The organism is Microbacterium sp. USTB-Y (assembly GCF_023703415.1).
Taxonomy (GTDB): Bacteria; Actinomycetota; Actinomycetes; order Actinomycetales; family Microbacteriaceae; genus Microbacterium.
The window spans coordinates 135,264-152,726 of sequence record NZ_JAGMTU010000004.1 but is presented as its reverse complement, the minus strand read 5'-3'; the positions used below and the strand labels follow the sequence as shown (position 1 = coordinate 152,726).

The window sequence follows — 17,463 nt, the reverse complement described above, 5'->3', positions numbered from 1 at the left end:
GGCGCTCAGTGCCCGTCGAGGGCGTGCGCCACCAGCCTCTGCAGCGTCGTCATCCCGTCGCGGGACAGGATCGACTCGAGGTGCCCCTGCACCGAGGCGAAACCCGGTCCGCGCAGCGCGTAGACGTCGCCCGACGTCGGATCCGCGGAGACCTCGGCGACGCCGACGGCGCTCGTGCCGGGCGTGACGCGCGCGGTGAACGTGTTGTAGAAGCCGATCGAGGCGCTCTCGCCGAACACCGGCACGGACTTCTGCAGTCCCTGATGCGGGCTGGCGAGCGGTGCGAGCGCGATCCCGAGGGAGTCCGCGAGGATCTGGTGGCTGAGGCATACGGCGAGCAGCGGGCGCCCACCGGCGAGACGCCGCGCGACGAGTGCGCGCATCCGGGCGATGCGCGGCGAGGATCCGTCCCGCGGGTCGCCGGGCCCGGGGCCCGCGACGAGCAGGTCGGCGGCGTCGATCTCCGCGTCGTCGGCTTCGGCCCACGGCAGGATCCGCACGTCGAGCCCGAGGTGGCGCAGCTGGTGCGCGAGCATCGTCGTGAACCGGTCCTCCGCATCGACGACCACGGCCGTGCGTCCTGCGAAGGGCGCCGCCGCCGTGGTCTCGGTGGCACCGTCCTGCGGGTTGATCCAGAACTCGGCGAGCCGGGCGTTGCGGGAGGCGAGCAGCGCCTGGATCTCCGGATCCTCCGCGGGGGTCGTCCCCGTTCCGGGCTCGTCCGCATCCTCTCGGGCTTCGGCGGCGGTGTCCCGCGCCACGGCGCCGATCGCACCCAGCACGCCCGCGGCCTTGCCGTGCGTCTCGCCGACCTCGCCGGCGGGGTCGGAGTGGCGCACGAGAGTGGCGCCGACCGGGACGCTCACCTTGCCGTCGTCGAGGTACACGGTCCGGATGAGGATCGGCGCGTCCAGGTCGTGCCCCCCGGCGTCGTTGGGCGTGAAGAGCGCCGCCACACCGGAGTAGTAGCCGCGCGGCTTGCGCTCGTGCCGGCGGATCACCGTGCAGGCGTTCTGCATCGGGGACCCGGTGACGGTGGGGGCGAACATCGTCTCGCGCAGGATGTCGCGTGGATCGAGCCGGCTGCTGCCGCGCAGCATGTACTCGGTGTGAGTGAGCCGCGACATCTGCTTGAGGTGGGGTCCGGTGATCCGCCCGCCGTCGGAGCAGACCGCGCTCATCATCTTGAGCTCCTCGTCCACCACCATGAACAGCTCCTCGGTCTCCTTCGTGGACGAGAGGAACTCGCCGAGAGCCGCGGTGGTGGAGCCGCCCGCCGGGTGGCGGAAGGTGCCGGAGATGGGGTTCATGGTCACCACGCCGCCCTGCGCGACGACGTGCGCCTCCGGGCTCGCGCCGACCGCGATGACCCCCGGGGTGACGACCGCGAAAGTCCAGTACGCACCGCGCTCGTGCTCGAGGAGCGCGCGGAACCAGGTGAGGGCCGCGGTGCGCTCCGCGGCGGAGTCCGTGGCGTCGATCCGTGCCGTGTAGTCGCGTCGGATCACGAAGTTCGCACCCTCGCCCCGGCCGATCTCGTCGGCGATCACCCGCTCCACGATCGCGGCGTACTCATCGTCGCTGAGGTCGAAGCCGCCGTCGTGGAGCGGGACGGGCGTCGCCGGGAGAGCCGCGAGCACCTCGGCCGCGGGCAGATGCAGATGCTCGTCGACCAGCAGGCAGCGCAGGGGCGCTCCGTCGTCCTGCGCCTCGAAGCCGCGCTCGCGCACCTGGCGGAACGGCACCAGGGCGAACACCTCCCGGCGCGCTCCGTCGGCGTCGAGCGGGATGTCGGCGAGGAGATCGACGTCGACGATCGTGCCGGTGAGCAGCTCGACGCTGTCCGAGCCCTCACGGGCGAGCAGCACGAAGGACGAATCGAGCGAATGGATCCGGTCGGCGGTGGTCATCAAAGGGGCTCCTGAGCAGGGGATCCGACGCGGCAGAAACGACAAGACCGCCCCGGAAGGCGGTCTGGATCGTGGTACGCGAACTCACCGCCTAGGAGGCGGGCCACCAGGTGCGGTTCGCGGACATGCGCCGAAACTATCACACCGTCGCGGCAGGGGTGCGCCTCGTGACGGCGCGGACACGGCGTCTGCTCAGGCGGCACGCGGATCCCGTCCAGCCCCGCACCGGTAACCTGGATCTGTGCCAGCCGTGAACCTGGGGATGCCCAAGATCCCCGATGTCCTCGCCCCGCGTCGCAAGAGCCGCCAGATCAAGGTCGGCAAGGTGCTCGTCGGGGGAGGAGCCCCCGTCAGCGTCCAGTCGATGACGACGACCAAGACCACCGACATCAACGGGACGCTGCAGCAGATCGCCGAGCTCACCGCCTCGGGATGCGAGATCGTGCGCGTCGCCGTGCCGTCGCAGGACGACGCCGATGTGCTGCACATCATCGCGAAGAAGAGCCAGATCCCGGTCATCGCCGACATCCACTTCCAGCCGAAGTACGTGTTCCAGGCGATCGACGCGGGCTGCGCCGCGGTGCGCGTGAATCCGGGCAACATCCGCAAGTTCGACGACCAGGTCGGCGCCATCGCGAAGGCGGCGAAGGATGCCGGCGTGTCGCTGCGCATCGGCGTGAACGCCGGGTCCCTCGACCCCCGGCTGCTCGAGAAGTACGGCAAGGCCACTCCGGAAGCACTCGCCGAGAGCGCACGCTGGGAGGCGTCGCTGTTCGAGGAGCACGACTTCCACGACTTCAAGATCTCCGTCAAGCACAACGACCCGGTCGTGATGGTGAAGGCGTACCGCCTCCTCGCCGCGATGGGCGACTGGCCGCTGCACCTCGGCGTGACCGAGGCGGGCCCCGCGTTCCAGGGCACGATCAAGTCCGCCACGGCCTTCGGGATCCTGCTCGGCGAGGGCATCGGAGACACGATCCGCGTCTCCCTCTCGGCCCCGCCGGCCGAGGAGGTCAAGGTCGGGCATCAGATCCTGCAGTCGCTGAACCTGCGCGAGCGCAAGCTCGAGATCGTGTCCTGCCCCTCGTGCGGTCGGGCCCAGGTCGACGTCTACACCCTCGCGGAGAACGTCACCGAAGGGCTCAAGGACATGACGGTTCCCCTGCGCGTGGCCGTCATGGGCTGTGTCGTGAACGGCCCGGGGGAGGCCCGCGAGGCCGACCTCGGCGTCGCCTCCGGAAACGGCAAGGGTCAGATCTTCGTCAAGGGCGAGGTCATCAAGACCGTGCCGGAGGAGGACATCGTGGCGACGCTCATCGAGGAGGCGAACCGCATCGCCGACGAGATGGGGCCGAACGCCCCCCTCGGCACCGCACAGGTCGTCACCAGCTGATGAGCGGCTTCGCGCTTCCCGCTGCCGTGCAGCGCATGGTCGACGCCATCAACGCGGCCGACACCGAGGCGTTCGTCGCCGCCTTCACGCCGGAGGGCTTCGTCAGCGACTGGGGCACCGTCAAGACGGGTCCCGAGGGAGTGCGGGCATGGGCCGCATCCGACGCGATCGGCGCCGGCGCACGCATGACGGTCCTGACCGCGGAGACCGAGGGCGACACGACCAGGATCCGCTTCGACTGGCGCAGCAGCGTCTTCACCGGCGAGTCGGACGGGATCTTCGTGGTCTCCGGCGATCGCCTCGCGAGCTTCACCATCCCGCCGTCGCACTGACGTTGGGATCCTTCCCTCGTCACTCTGTCAGGAGCCTCCGTGTCGTCCAGCACCGTCGTCACCTTCCCTTCGGGATCCCTCGTCGAGTCCGCCCGCGTCGTGGGCGTGCATCCGTCGGACACCGGTGCGGTCGTCGTGCTGGACCGGACTCCTTTCCATCCCGTCGACCACACCTGGCCGGATCAGCCGGGAGACCGGGGGTCGCTGCGCGTGGACGACGTCGAGGTCGCCGTGTCCGAGGCGGTCATGGCGGCGGTGAGCGACGAGGGCGTGGTCGCGGTCGGCTCGGACATCCCGGTCAAGCGGGGAGCCGCGGGCTGGACCTGGCTCGTCGGGCACCGGGTCGAGGCCGTTCCCTCGGCGCTCGCCGCAGGAGCTTCCGCCGAGGCGACGGTGGATGCGGAGCGTCGCGCGGGGCTGAGCCGTGGGCACACGGCCTGCCACCTGGCATCGCTGGCTCTGGATCTCGCGGTCGCCGACCTCTGGCGCAAGGATCCCGGATCCGACGCGCTCGGCTCGCCCGACTTCGAGGGGCGTGCGAACCAGACGAGCTTCATCGACGAGGGCGGTTCGGTGGACGAATACCGTCTCGGCAAAAGCCTGCGCAAGGCGGGATTCGACACCGAGGGCTTCGCGGCAACTCTGGCCGAACGCGAGGAGCGCATCAACACGCAGCTCGCGGCCTGGGTTGCCTCCGCAGCGTCGAGCCGGATCGAGGTCGACGGTGAGACGATCGTGGACCGTCGTCGCTGGGTGTGCGGACTGCCCGAGGGCACGGCGTCGATCCTGTGCGGCGGCACGCACGTGTCGTCGCTCGCGGAGTTCGCTTCGATCCGGGTGTCACTGGATCTGTCGGATCCGCAGCTGCTCGTGATGACGACGACTTCGGTTCCGGCGTAGTCGCCCTCTCCCGATCGGGGGCGGGGCGGCCGGGGCTCACGCCACCGGACGGAACCTCTTCGGTGGCGGTTCGAACCCCGTCCAGGCGTACTTGAGGGCTGGCCGGGGCGGGAGCGCAGACGTCTGGCCGCGCGGATGATGGAGGACGAAGTCGTCCTTGCCGTGGCGTGTGATGCGCCAGCCGCCGTGATGCAGCTGCATGTGATGGAAGCGGCAGAGCAGGACTCCGCGGTCGATGTGGGTGTGCCCGTCGTCGCGAGCCCATTCGTCGATGTGGTGAGCCTCGCAGAAGGACGCGGGGCGGTCGCAGCCGACCCATCGGCATCCGCCGTCTCGGACCGCGAGTGCGACGCGTTGCTTCGCGGTGAACAGCCGGTGCTCCCGACCGACGTCGAGCGGGTTCCCTCGGGAGTCGACGGTGACGGATACGGATCCGGCATCGCATGACTGCTGCTCGGCGACCGCGGCCGGGAAGGTGTGGAGGTGATCCTCCGTGTGCGCGATCGGATCCGCGATGTCGTCGGCGCCCACGACCCGGACGACGCGGACGCCGGCGCGCCGCGTCCCGAAGACGGCCGGGGCATCGGCGAGGGATCCGGCCCGGAGGAGGTCGTAGGTGAGCTGATCGTTCGTGCGCGGGTCATCTGCCAGCGATCTCGCGCGAGCCTTCTCCTCGGCGTCGACGAACCGAGGGCCGCCGGTGCGCGGGCGCAGGGCGTTGGCGATGATCGTCGCCGCCCAGGCGTAGCCCTCGTCGTCGAAGTCGATCGCACCGCGCTTGTGACGGTCGAGGGTCGTCCAGACGCGGAAGGAGCGCCGTGCGTACCGTTCTTCGAAGCGTCGCGCGGCGCCCTCGGAATCGAGCCGATCGCGGATGGAGCGCGCAGCGGCGCTCAGCGTCTCCGGGGTATCGTGCGCCGCCGCGGCGATGAGCTGATCGGCGGCGATCTCCCAGAGGTCTCGCATGAGCGCGTCGTTCTCTTCGTGCCGTTCCGTCGTCTCGTCGGACAGGGGAGGGTCGGCGAGTCCCTGGCGGATCGCGTCGTGCTGCGCGGTCGTGAGTCGACCCTGCAGCAGGGCGCGATCGAGTCCGGCGTGCCAGAGCGCGACCGGCTCCGACTCGTCAGCCGATCCGCCGTCCGCCGCCGTGCCCGGTGAAGCGGTCGTGGTCGCCGAGGCGCGGAGCGACTCACCGATCCGCACCTGCCGCTTCGCCTCTGCTCTCGTCGATCCCGTGATCTCCTGCACGAGGGAGGCGACATTCCTGTGCCCGAGGGACTGCGCGAGCCCGGCCTGCCCCGCGTCCCGGGCGGAACGTGCCGCGATCACTCCGGTGGCCGCGGCGCGGATCCTCTCGCCGCAGTGGATCAGCGCCGTCGCCGCGGTGATCGTGTCGACGGCATGCATGTCGTCGAGCCCCTCGATGACGGCGACGAGATCGGCCGATTCGAGCGCATCGCCGAGGAGCGCGCGCAGGTTCTGAACCTGCGCGTCGACCTCGGTGAAAATCTCCATGCCTGATCCTCGCAGCGGCACCGGCCGGTCGAACGAGAGCTGCGGAATCTGTGCAGAACCTCTCCGCCCCCCGCTCCGCGCGGAACGACAGGGTGAGACGTCCTCACCGCCGATCCAGACCCCGCTCGTCGATCCAGGTCTGCCACGGCGATACCGAGCGGACGAAGGCCACCGCGTCGAAGGCGTCGCGGGCTCGGCCCGGCTGGACCACGTCGCCGTTGTGCCACCCCGTCGTGGCATCGAGCGCCGCGGACACCGTCGGCGGCGCACTTCGCAGGTCCACGATCGCGTCGCCGATCCCGGAGCGCTCGACGGCGGCGTCGAGACTCGCAGGATCCAGGGGAGCGAGCGCGGACACGAACGGGCGGGAGTGGCCCGGTGGGTCGGCGGGAGCGGGGCGGTGCAGCCACTGCTCTCCGCCGCCGAACAGGGTGCCGATCACGACGAGGTCGCCGCCGAGCCGGTCGGCGAGGTGCCCGCCCATCGTCGTCATCGGGTCCGGGACGAACGGGGGAGCGGAGAACGCCGTGCGCTGAACGTGCCCGTTGGCGGCAGTGACGAGGATGCGGGGCTCGCGCTGCAGGATCCCCTCCACGGCGTCGGCCATCCATGCGTCGCGGATGTTCGCGGCGGGCCAGGTGCGGGTGGGGCCGGCGGTCATGGCCTGCAGGAACGCATCGGCCGCGCGGGCGCTCTCCGCCGCGTGGATCGCGAAGTCCACCCGCGCCTCGGCCTCGGCACCGCCGCCCAGCGCGGCGACCTGCTCACGACGGCGAGCGCGGATCCGAGCCGCGAGATCGGCGATGCCGACGGTGAGGGCGGCGCGCTCGGCTGCGGGCAGCGCCAGATACGCCTGGATCGTCGGCGCCGCCTGCGCCAGCCCGGTGCGGTCGGCGGGGAGATATCCGAACCGGGGGAGCAGAGTCGCCCGCACATGCGCCGCATAGTGCGCATCGACGACGTCGAGCAGCTCCAGCGCGGCCTGCACGCCGGGCAGCGCGCTCGCCGAGGAGTCGGGCAGGTCCATGCCGTACCAGCGCGGGATCGAACGCGCGGTCGCGGCGCGCTCGCGCATCCAGGTGAGCTGATCCAGCATCTCCTGACAGGCGCCGAAGCGGTAGGAGACCCCGTCCCGCAGCGCGTCCCGAAGGCCGCCGCGACCTGTGCGGATCCAGTCGTCGACGTGACGCCCTTCCGGGAGCCCGCTCTCCGTCACGAACGCCGTGAAGCCGGCGCGCCGGTGCAGGAAGCGGAACATCCGGTCGCGCAGAGCGAAGAACTCGTGCACGCGGTGCATCGACTCGCCGAGCGCGACGACGCGCGCATCCCCGACGATCTCGAGCAGCGGTTCGAGGTCGGAATCGTCGACGTCGTCCGGATCGAGCGTGCGCAGCGGGCGCGCGCGGTCGCGGATCCACGCGGAGAGGGCGTCGGCGGGGCGGTCAGACGACGGCAAAGGAGACCTGCCCCTTCGCGACATCGACCGCACCGAGCGAGAGCCGGACGGTCGACCCCGCAGCGGCCGTCTCGGGCAGCGTCACCGAGGCCGTGACGGGCGGCTCCTCGATCTGCACCGTCCCGCGTGCGCCGTTGCGGCGGATCACCACCGCGTCGAACGTCTCCCCGACGTGGGAGGCGAGCAGCGCCGCCTCCACGAGGTCGAGGGTGCGCGCGTTCAGCGTTGACGAGCGCTGCGCCGAGGCCCTCATGAGATCCGGCACGAGCGGCAGGCTCTCCCGCACCCACCCCGGAATCTCCTCGCCGCGGCTCACGGCGAGCGAGATCGTCAGCGACCACCGGTCGACGAGTCGCCGCAGCGGAGCAGTGGCATGCGCGTAGGGGGCGCCGATGGCCGCCTGCATGGTCTCCGCGGGGGCCGCTCCGTCGAAGGCGACGTACCCGGCGCCGCGGAAGAGGGCGGAAGCCGCCTCCAGGATCGGCAGGGTGCGCGGATCGTCCCGGTCGAGGCCGCGCAGATAGTCGCCGTAGCGGCCCGTCGTCCACGGCGTGCCGAGCACCGTCGTCTGCCGGCGGAAGGTCTCGAAGGCGGCGTCTTCGGGCTGCGGCATCGTGCGCAGGATCCCGACCTTAGCCTCGAGCATGAGCTGCGCCGCGGCCATCCCGGTCAGGAGCGAGAGCTGCGCGTTCCAGTCCTCCACGGGCAGCGGCGTGCGGCGCTCGATCGCGTAGGAGCCGTCGTCGTGGCGCACGACCTCCTCGTCGGGCAGATTCAGGCTCGCGCCTCCCCGATGCGCCTCCTGCTCCAGGCGCAGGCGCCCGATCTCCGGCAGCAGCGCCGCCGGAGAGTCCCGTCCGGCGTCGAGGTCGGACTGCACCGAGGCGTAGTCGAGCTTCGCCCGCGAGCGGATGAGAGCACGCTCGAGGCGCGTGCCGGTGGCGGATCCGTCCGCGTCCAGGGTGAAGGTCCACACCAGCGCCGGCCGGTCCTGGTCGGGCAGCAACGAGGCATGGTCTTCGCTGAGCACGGGCGGGTGCAGCGGGATCGTGCCGTCCGCCGCGTACAGGGTCTCGCCGCGGGCACGCGCGGCGAGATCGAGGGCGCCGCCGGGCGCGACGAACGACGGCACGTCGGCGATCGCGTAGCGCACGGTGTATCCGGACCCGTTCCGCTCCAGCTGGAACGCCTGGTCGAGGTCCATGGATCCCGCCGGATCCAGCGTCGCGAAGGCGATGTCGCGCAGATCCAGGTCGGGCGTCGGTGCCGTCGCAGAGGCGGCCTCCGCAAGCGCCTCGGGCGAGAACTCGGCCGGCGCGTCGATCTCGGTGCGCAGGGCCGCGAGCGCCGTGGCGAGTTCCGACTGCGCGGCGGAGGGGGCGACGTGCGATCGGCGCTGAGGCATGGGTTCAGCCTAAGCCGCCCTGTGCGGCCGAGACGGGCGTTAGCGTGGTGTCCATGACCAGCACCGCTGACAAGGCCCGCACCCTCGCCGCGCTCTACGCGGCACCCGAGATCCTCCGCGTCGTGAACGTATGGGACGTCGTGTCCGCGCAGGCGATCGCCGCCCTGCCCGAGACCACGGCCATCGCCACGGCCGGCCATTCCATCGCCTCGTCCTACGGCTACGCCGACGGCGCGATCCCGCGCGAGCTCATGCTCGACATGGTCGGTCGCATCGCCGCCGCCGTCGAGCTCCCCGTGACCGCCGATCTCGACGACGGTTACGGCGACGCGGGGGAGACCGTGCGCCTCGCGATCGGCGCGGGCGTCGTCGGCGCCAACGTCGAGGACCGGCTGCGTCCCCTCACCGAGGCCGCTGCGAACGTCGAGGCGATGATCCGCGCCGGTGAGGCGGAGGGCGTGCCGTTCGTGCTCAACGCGCGCACCGACGCCTTCGTCCGCGGCGGCGGTCGTCCGGTGGAGGAGTCCCTCGCCGACGCGATCGAGCGCGGCCGGGCCTTCCTCGACGCCGGCGCGACCGCGGTCTTCGTGCCGGGCATCCTCGATGCCGACACCACCCGCGCGCTCGTCGAGGGGATCGGGCACGGGAAGGTCAGCGTGATCGGCCTGCCCGGAGCGCTCACCTCGACCGAGTACGAGGCGCTGGGCGCCGCCCGCATCTCCTACGGGCCGCTGCCGCAGCGCGTGGCTCTGACGGCGCTGCAGGACAACGCCGCCGAGATCTACGCCGGAGGCGTCATCCCGGCGAGCACCCGCGCCCTGAACTGACCAGCGCGCGCCGCTCGACAGCGCGTCCCCTCCGATCGCCCCGCCCGCGCACCCCGCACGGGCGGGGCGATCGCCGTCACTAGACTTGTGGGCGTGGTGACTCGTCTCTCGAACTTCTTCCTCCGCACGCTCCGCGAAGACCCGGCCGGCGCCGAGGTCGCGAGCCACAAGCTGCTGATCCGCGCCGGGTACATCCGACCGCAGGCCGCAGGCATCTTCGCCTGGCTGCCGCTCGGGTTGCGGGTGAAGGCGAGGATCGAGACCATCGTCCGCGAGGAGATGTCCGCCGCGGGCGCACAGGAGGTGCACTTCCCGGCTCTCATGCCCCGCGAGGCATACGAGGCGACCGGCCGCTGGGAGGAATACGGCGACCTGCTGTTCCGCCTGAACGACCGCAAGGGCGGCGACTATCTGCTCGCGCCGACGCACGAGGAGGCGTTCACCCTGCTCGTGAAGGACCTGTACTCCTCGTACAAGGACCTGCCGCTGACGATCTACCAGATCCAGGACAAGTACCGTGACGAGGCGCGCCCCCGCGCCGGCCTGCTGCGCGGTCGCGAGTTCACGATGAAGGACGCCTACTCCTTCGACTCGTCCGACGCCGGACTCGACGCGAGCTATCAGGCGCAGCGGGAGGCCTACGAGCGCATCTTCCAGCGCCTCGGACTCGAATACGTCATCGTGCAGGCCGACGCCGGCGCGATGGGCGGGTCCCGCAGCGAGGAGTTCCTGCACCCGACTCCCGTCGGCGAGGACACGTTCGTGCGCTCCGCGGGCGGTTACGCGGCCAACGTGGAGGCGTACACGACGGCGGTCCCCGCTCCCGTGCCGTTCGACGTCGACGGCACCCCGGTGATCTTCGATTCGCCGAACACTCCCACCATCGAGACCCTGGTGGCGCACGCGAATGCGGCGCTGGACGGCGAATACACCGCGGCGGACACGCTGAAGAACGTCGTGCTCGCGCTCACCCACCTCGACGGCACTCGCGAGCTCGTCGTGGTCGGCCTCCCCGGCGACCGCGAGGTCGACGAGAAGCGCGCCGAGGTGGCCTTCGCTCCGGCCGAAGTGGAGCCGGCGACGGCAGATGACTTCGAGAAGCACCCGCTGCTGGTCAAGGGCTACATCGGCCCGTGGTCGCCCACCGGCGCGATCCTGGGCGAGGAGTCCGCGACCGGGATCCGGTACCTCCTCGACCCCCGCGTCGTCGAGGGCACGAGCTGGATCACCGGCGCGAACATCGATCAGAAGCACGCCCACTCCGTGGTCGCCGGGCGCGACTTCGCCTCCGACGGCGTGGTGGAGATCGCGAACGTGCGCGAGGGCGACCCCGCGCCGGACGGATCCGGTCCCGTGCATCTCGCCCGGGGCATGGAGATCGGCCACGTCTTCCAGCTCGGCCGCAAGTACGCCGAAGCGCTGGGCCTCAAGGTGCTCGACGAGAACGGCAAGCTCGTGACCGTCACCATGGGCTCCTACGGCATCGGCGTGACGCGCATCCTCGCGATCATCGCCGAGCTCAACAACGACGAGAAGGGGCTCATCTGGCCCGCCTCCGTGGCGCCGTTCGACGTGCACGTGGTGGCCGCGGGTCGCGACCAGGTCGCCTTCGACGTCGCCGCGGACGCCGCGGCCCAGCTCGAGGCCGCGGGGCTCGACGTGCTCTACGACGACCGCCCCAAGGTCTCGCCCGGGGTCAAGTTCGGCGACGCCGAGCTCGTGGGCGTCCCGCGTGTTCTCGTCGTCGGCCGCGGTGCCGCCGAGGGCCAGGTGGAGCTGTGGGACCGCCGCAGCGGCGATCGCGACACGATCTCCCTCGCCGACGCACTGCAGACGCTCACCGCGCGCTGACCCACGCACCGGCACCGCGAAGGCCCCGGGACCCGCCAAGGTCGCGGGGCCTTCGGCGTCCGTGCGGGTCACTCCTGCGCGTCGAAGGCGCAGCCGAGCGCGAGGGAGGCGTAGGACAGGATGTTCGCGCGGTAGGTCGGGGCGCCGAGGTCGAGCCCGATCAGCGGATACAGATCGTAGGCGTCCTCGAGCGCGACGATGTTGCGTGCGATCACCGTGAGGTCCGCGGCGGGCCGGAAGACGCCGAGCGCCGCCCCGATCTCGATCGTGGACCGGTACAGGCCCACCTGGCGCTCCACGATCGAGCGATGCAGCGGTCGGTACTGCGGCTGCTCCCGCAGCAGCGGGATGCTCTCGTAGGCCATGCGCAGGTGGTCGCTGATCTCGTCGGGAACGCCGGCCTCGACGAGCTTCGCGAGCCGCCGGATCGGATCCGGCTCCTGCTCGGCGATCGTGCGGCGATGCTCGTACATCTCCTCGAGCACGCCCTCGACGGTCGCATACATGAGGTCGTCGAAGCTCGGGAAGTAGTAGAGCACGCTGCCGGCGCTCACCGAGGCCTCGGCGGCAACGGCGCGCACATTGGTGGCGTTCAACCCGCTGCGTCCCGCGACGCGGCGGGTCGCGGAGATCAGCTCGGCGCGCCGTGCGCTGTGCTTGTGCGGTGCCGGCACGGCGACCCCTTCCTGCGTGGTGACCGGGTCGCCGTGTCCGGATGCGGCGGCCGTGGGCTCAGCTCTCGTCGTCGACGACCACGGTGGTCAGCTCAGCATAGTGCCGGGGGTTGCGGACCCTGAGCACGAACCCGATCACGATCCCCGCGAGGAACAGGACGGGTGTCGGGGCGAGCAGTGCCAGGTTGATCGGCCCCTCCACCCCGGAGACGAGGCGGAAGTTCGTCGCGATGAGGATCCATCCGACGATGAGGCCGAGCGCGCCGAGGGCCGGGGCGACGAGCACGCGCCAGACGCTGTGTCCTCGACGGTCGCGCAGGAAGAAGCCCACGACGGCGATCGCGGCGACCGCCTGCGCGAACACGAGGCCGGCCACGCCGACGGAGTAGACGGGCAGGGCGAAGCCGAGGAACGGGTCGGCGCCGGTGGCGAGCGTGATGACGATCGCGGCGAGCGAGATGATGCTCATCACGAGGCTGGCATGGTGCGGCGCCTGGGTCTTGATCTGGGTGCGGGCGAGCCAGCCGGGCAGCAGGCGCTCGCGTCCGATCGAGAACAGATAGCGCGTGCAGGCGTTGTGGAATGCGAGCAGGCAGGCGAAGAAGCTCGTCACGATGAGGATCCGCATCGTGATCGACGCCCAGAGACCCAGGTACTGCTCGCCCGCATCGAAGACCATGTCCTGGAAGGTGTCCTGCTGAGCGAGCTTGAGCACGCCGTCGACGCCGAAGGCGACTGTGAGGATCCAGAACGTGAAGGCGTAGAAGACGCCCAGGAACGCGATCGCGATGTAGGTCGCCATCGGCACCGCACGGGCCGGCCGGATCGCCTCCTCCGTGTAGATCGCCGTGCTCTCGAAGCCCAGGTAGGCGCCGAATCCGAACACGAACAGCGCGCCGCTGCCCGCGGCGAAGAACACGTTCTGCGGGGCGAAGGCGGCGAACGAGATCGGCTCGGGCCCGCCCTGGGCGAGCACGCCGATGGCGAGGACCAGCAGGATCGCGACCTCGGCGGTGAGCAGCACGGCGAGCACCTTCGCCCCCACGTCGATCTTGCGGTAGCCGAGGATGCCGACGGCGAGGAAGGCGATGAGCGCGTATACGGTCCAGGGCAGCTTGATCCCGAAAAGCGCGTCGAAGGTCATCTCGCCGAAGAACCCGACGAAGCCGTAGAAGCAGATGCAGAGGGCGGCATAGGAGAAGATCGTGACGAACACGATCCCGATCCCCACCGGCTTGCCGAGACCCTTCGCCCCGTAGATGTAGAACGCTCCCGCGTTGCGCACGTACCGGGACATCGCGGTGAAGCCGACCGCGAACAGCATCAGGACGACGCCCGAGGCGAGCATCGCGCCGGGGCCGCCGATCCCGGCGAGGCGGAAGTCGGTGGGGGCGGCACTGGCGACCACCGTGAGCGGAGCCGCGGCGGAGATCACGAAGAAGACGATCGCCCAGACGCCGAGGCGGCGGCGGGCGAGTGCGGTGCCGCCGGTCAGCGCGGGGTCCGGCGGGGCGGCGGTCGAAGAATCGGCGGGGGACGGTCGAGACATCATCGGCTCCTGGTGGGATCCGCCGTGGCATCGGGACAGCCGCGGCGCTTGAACAGTGATTCAAGAGGGTTAACTCGATACTGTCAAGCAAATGAGGAGGATCTGTCGTAAACTTCTGAACAATCGTTCAAAGTAGATCGGAACCATGATGACGTCACGTCCCTCCTCGCAGCAGCGGGAACGGCGCCCGCGCGCCCGCGACCTCGGCATCGTCTTCGACGGCGAACCCGGTGCGCTCGACGCGATCACCGATGTCCCCGGCCTCGAGGTCGGCTTCACGACGCTCGTGACGGGGGAGGGCGCCCACGCCGTGCGCTCCGGGGTGACCGCGATCCTGCCGCGCGGACGCGCCGGCGTGGGCGACGCGTGCGCGGCCGCGGTGCACTCGTTCAACGGCAACGGGGAGCTCACGGGGCGCAGCTGGATCGACGAATCCGGATCCCTCGCCCTGCCGATCGCGATCACCAACTCGCACGCGGTGGGAGCCGTGCACGCCGGTGTCGACGCCTGGCTCGCCGCGACCCGTCCCGACCTCGCGGCGCAGTGGCTGCTGCCGGTCGTGGGGGAGACCTGGGACGGGTACCTCAACGACATCAACGGCGGTCACGTGCGTCCCGAGCACGCGGCCGAGGCGCTGGATGCGGCGAAGGCCGGACCGGTCCAGGAGGGGAGCGTCGGCGGCGGAACCGGGATGAACTGCTACGGCTTCAAGGGCGGCACGGGCACGGCCTCCCGCGTCGTCCGGCACGGGGAGGACGAGTACGTCGTCGCCGCGCTGGTCCAGGCGAACTTCGGCTCCCGATCGGAACTGCGCCTGGGCGGCATCCCGCTCGGGCAGCGGACCGCGGCACCGAACCCGATGGACGACACCGACTGGTTCGCCGAGGACCGCGCCCGAGGGCGTGCCGCGAGCGGAGCCGGGTCCGCGATCGTCGTGATCGTCACGAATGCACCGCTGCTGCCGGGGCAGTGCGCGGCGCTCGCCCGCCGCGGCGCACTGGGACTCGGTCGCAGCGGAACCGCGGGCAGCCATTTCTCCGGCGACATCGTGCTGGCGCTGTCGACGGCCAACTCCGGTGCGCTGAGCTCGGCGTTCCCCGCGGACGAGCCGGCCGGGTACGAGGAGCTGCGCTTCGTGCCCTGGGGGCGGATGGATCCGTTCCTCACGGCCGCGGTGCAGGCCGTCGACGAGGCGGTCTGGAACGCCCTCGTCGCCGCCGAGGACATGACGGGGCGGGACGGCCACGAGAGCTTCGCGCTCCCGCACGACGAGATCCGGGCGACGGCGGCGCGGATCGCGGCGCGCTGAGGCGCCCCGGGGCGCGGATCCTGCAGGATGGGGGCATGCACACCACGCCCGCCGCCTGGTTGCGGTCGCGCCCGTCGCTGACCGGCTCCCCGCCCGCGCTCCATCCCGAATCGGTGACGGGCGATCCGCTCGCCCTGTTCCTGAACTGGATCACCGGGGCCGCCGAGGCGGGTGTCGCCGAGCCGCACGCGGCGACGCTGGCGACGGTCGATGCCGACGGCGTCCCCGACGCGCGCACGCTCATCCTCAAGGACGTCGACGAGCGCGGCTGGGCGTTCGCGGGAACGCGCTCCTCGGCCAAGGGCCGCCAGCTCGAGGCGACTCCCGCGGCCGCGCTGAACTTCTGGTGGCAGCCCGTGATGCGCGCCGTCCGCGTGCGCGGCCCGGTGCAGGAGGCCCCCGCGGGCGAGAGTGCGGCGGACCTCGCCGCGCGTCCGGCTTCCGCACGGACCGGAGTGGCGGAGGGGGAGTGGGTGCTCTGGCGGATCGTGCCGAGCCGGATCGAGTTCTGGCAGGGAGCGGTGGATCGCCGGCACACCCGCATCGTGTACGCCCGCCACGGGAACGGCTGGCTGCGAACCTGGAGCGACGGCGAGGGCGGTCGTGACGGCGCGGACGAGGGGAAGGGCGCATGAGCGACTACGAGATCACGAACATCGGGGGGCCGGACGAGTGGCGGGCCTTCCACGGCGGGTTCGACGAGACTCGGTCGCGCGACGGCCGGCGGGTCGTCGACCACGAACTCACGATGCAGTACATCGGGATGACCGCCAACGCCCTGCTCCCCGGGGAGGAGGCGGGGTACTGGCACACCCATTCGCGGATCGAGGAGCTCTACGTGTTCCTCTCCGGACAGGGCCAGATGGGCGTCGGCGACGAGCTCGTCGAGGTCGGGCCCGGCACCGTGGTGCGTGTCGGCCAGGGCGTGCCGCGGACCTGGCGTGCGCGTCCGGACAGCCCCGGCGAGCTGCGCTGGCTGTGCATCCGTGCCGGCGGCGAGGCGCTGCCGCACCTGCCCGACGACAGCGCGCGCCTGCCGGAACGGCCGATGCCCTGGGCCTGATGCGGATGCGGATCCGGATCCGATCGACGGGCGCGGCAGCACCGGGCGTTCACGCGTCCGTGACACGCTGGGGGCATGACTGAGGAGATCCTCCCGCCGGCGCTGCGCGCCGAGATCAACGCCGTCCTCGACGATGCCGGGGTGCATGCCGACCGCCGCCTCGTGCTGCGGCTGCTGCAGACCGCGGTGCTGCTCGGCGAGGATCGCACGGATCGGCTCGATCTGAAGATCGCGTCCGCCGCGCTCAGCGAGATGCGCGAGGCGTTCCGGCTGTTCGCCCCGTTCCGCGGCGTGCCTAAGGTGACCGTGTTCGGATCGGCCCGCACGGCGCAGGACGATCCGCTCTACCGGCAGGCGCGGGACGTCGCGGCCGCGCTCGCCGCAGAGGGCTGGATGGTCGTCACCGGGGCCGGCCCCGGGATCATGCAGGCTGCCGCGGAGGGCGCCGGCCCCGAGCGCTCGCTCGGGGTGTCCATCCGCCTCCCGTTCGAGGAGAAGGCGAACGCGATCGTCGCCGACCAGGAGCACATCGTCGCGATGAAGTACTTCTTCACGCGCAAGCTGATGCTCATGAAGGAGTCGCGCGGGTTCATCTGCCTGCCCGGCGGCTTCGGCACCCTGGACGAGATGTTCGAGCTGCTCACGCTGCAGCAGACCGGCAAGGCGGAGCCGATGCCGATCGTACTGCTGGACGCGACCGGCGGTACGTTCTGGCGCGGTCTGGAGCGCTTCGTACAGGAGGATCTGGCGCCGACCGGCGTGATCTCGCCGGGCGACTTCGACCGGGTGCGGATCACCGACTCCATCGCCGAGGCGACCGCGGCGATCACCGGTTTCTGGCGCAACTACGACTCGCTGCGCTGGGTCGGGGACGTCCTGGTGCTGCGGCTGCGGAACGCCCCCACGGCCGAGGAGATCGCTCGACTCGACGAGCAGTTCGGATGGATGCTCGCGGCAGGGCGGATCGAGGCGAGCGGGCCGCTGCCGGTGGAGCTGGCCGACAAGGACGCGCTCGAGCTCCCTCGGCTCACGCTGCACCTCGACCAGCGAGCCGTCGGAGGGCTGTTCCGGCTCATCGACGCCATCAACGGGCTCGACTCCGCGTCGCGCGGTTGAGACCTGCGCTTCGCTCCGCGAGCGCACTTCGGCGCCAGGGGTTCCGGATCCCCGCGGCGAAGGCGCGCGCGGGCGGCCGTCGATCGCGCCGGGAGCCGGGCCAGGGTATCGTTGTACGGATGTCGTGCGTGCGGATGCGCGCCGACGAGAGCTGAACAGGGAG

The 17,463-nt window shown here is 71.3% G+C and carries 15 protein-coding genes; 9 read left to right on the top strand and 6 right to left on the bottom strand.

What is annotated here, in order from left to right:
• Positions 1–5 precede the first annotated feature (5 nt).
• On the bottom strand, positions 6–1,910 hold the full coding sequence (locus J8G10_RS11485) for an anthranilate synthase family protein (RefSeq protein WP_251444650.1): 1,905 nt from the start codon (positions 1,908–1,910) through the stop codon (positions 6–8).
• A gap of 241 nt (positions 1,911–2,151) precedes the next feature.
• Between J8G10_RS11485 and ispG the strand changes: the two genes are divergently transcribed.
• From ispG to J8G10_RS11470, 3 genes are read left to right on the top strand one after another with little or no spacing between them, the layout of a single operon-like run.
• Complete coding sequence (ispG, locus tag J8G10_RS11480; RefSeq protein WP_251444648.1) at positions 2,152–3,303, top strand: flavodoxin-dependent (E)-4-hydroxy-3-methylbut-2-enyl-diphosphate synthase; 1,152 nt, start codon at positions 2,152–2,154, stop codon at positions 3,301–3,303.
• Entirely contained in the window at positions 3,303–3,635 is a 333-nt protein-coding gene (locus J8G10_RS11475; RefSeq protein WP_251444646.1) for a nuclear transport factor 2 family protein, read from the top strand. The genes ispG and J8G10_RS11475 overlap by 1 nt, the downstream gene beginning before the upstream one ends.
• A 39-nt stretch (positions 3,636–3,674) precedes the next feature.
• The gene (locus J8G10_RS11470; RefSeq protein ID WP_251444645.1) at positions 3,675–4,535 is read left to right on the top strand and encodes a hypothetical protein; all 861 of its coding nucleotides are present in this window, start codon (positions 3,675–3,677) and stop codon (positions 4,533–4,535) included.
• A 36-nt stretch (positions 4,536–4,571) separates the two neighbouring features.
• Here the strand turns inward: J8G10_RS11470 and J8G10_RS11465 are convergent, their stop codons facing one another.
• The 3 genes from J8G10_RS11465 to J8G10_RS11455 all read right to left on the bottom strand — a co-directional run bounded on the left by J8G10_RS11465 (position 4,572) and on the right by J8G10_RS11455 (position 8,911).
• On the bottom strand, positions 4,572–6,050 hold the full coding sequence (locus J8G10_RS11465; protein WP_251444642.1) for an HNH endonuclease signature motif containing protein: 1,479 nt from the start codon (positions 6,048–6,050) through the stop codon (positions 4,572–4,574).
• A 103-nt stretch (positions 6,051–6,153) separates the two neighbouring features.
• The gene (locus tag J8G10_RS11460) at positions 6,154–7,506 is read right to left on the bottom strand and encodes an erythromycin esterase family protein (RefSeq protein ID WP_251444640.1); all 1,353 of its coding nucleotides are present in this window, start codon (positions 7,504–7,506) and stop codon (positions 6,154–6,156) included.
• Complete coding sequence (locus J8G10_RS11455; RefSeq protein ID WP_251444638.1) at positions 7,493–8,911, bottom strand: RNB domain-containing ribonuclease; 1,419 nt, start codon at positions 8,909–8,911, stop codon at positions 7,493–7,495. The genes J8G10_RS11460 and J8G10_RS11455 overlap by 14 nt, the downstream gene beginning before the upstream one ends.
• 53 nt (positions 8,912–8,964) lie before the next feature.
• Between J8G10_RS11455 and J8G10_RS11450 the strand changes: the two genes are divergently transcribed.
• Positions 8,965–9,738, top strand: coding sequence for an isocitrate lyase/phosphoenolpyruvate mutase family protein (locus J8G10_RS11450; protein WP_251444636.1), 774 nt, complete (start codon positions 8,965–8,967; stop codon positions 9,736–9,738).
• Positions 9,739–9,831: 93 nt separating this feature from the next.
• Positions 9,832–11,589, top strand: a complete 1,758-nt coding sequence (locus J8G10_RS11445; protein WP_251444634.1) for a proline--tRNA ligase — start codon at positions 9,832–9,834, stop codon at positions 11,587–11,589.
• Between the two features lie 68 nt (positions 11,590–11,657).
• Here J8G10_RS11445 and J8G10_RS11440 read toward each other — a convergent pair whose 3' ends face one another.
• Positions 11,658–12,263, bottom strand: coding sequence for a TetR family transcriptional regulator (locus tag J8G10_RS11440; protein ID WP_251444632.1), 606 nt, complete (start codon positions 12,261–12,263; stop codon positions 11,658–11,660).
• A gap of 58 nt (positions 12,264–12,321) precedes the next feature.
• Positions 12,322–13,812 (bottom strand): APC family permease, encoded by a 1,491-nt coding sequence (locus tag J8G10_RS11435; protein ID WP_251444630.1) that lies wholly within the window; start codon positions 13,810–13,812, stop codon positions 12,322–12,324.
• Positions 13,813–13,957: 145 nt separating this feature from the next.
• Here J8G10_RS11435 and J8G10_RS11430 point away from each other — a divergent pair, with 145 nt between their 5' ends.
• From J8G10_RS11430 to J8G10_RS11415, 4 genes are all read left to right on the top strand, one after another.
• Positions 13,958–15,121, top strand: a complete 1,164-nt coding sequence (locus J8G10_RS11430; RefSeq protein ID WP_251444628.1) for a P1 family peptidase — start codon at positions 13,958–13,960, stop codon at positions 15,119–15,121.
• Between the two features lie 35 nt (positions 15,122–15,156).
• A complete protein-coding gene (locus J8G10_RS11425) occupies positions 15,157–15,756 on the top strand; it encodes a pyridoxal 5'-phosphate synthase (protein ID WP_251444626.1) in 600 nt (199 codons plus the stop codon).
• Positions 15,753–16,184, top strand: coding sequence for a cupin domain-containing protein (locus tag J8G10_RS11420; RefSeq protein WP_251444624.1), 432 nt, complete (start codon positions 15,753–15,755; stop codon positions 16,182–16,184). Before J8G10_RS11425 ends, J8G10_RS11420 begins: the two co-directional genes overlap by 4 nt.
• A 75-nt stretch (positions 16,185–16,259) precedes the next feature.
• The gene (locus J8G10_RS11415; protein WP_251444622.1) at positions 16,260–17,300 is read left to right on the top strand and encodes a TIGR00730 family Rossman fold protein; all 1,041 of its coding nucleotides are present in this window, start codon (positions 16,260–16,262) and stop codon (positions 17,298–17,300) included.
• Positions 17,301–17,463: the final 163 nt, after the last annotated feature.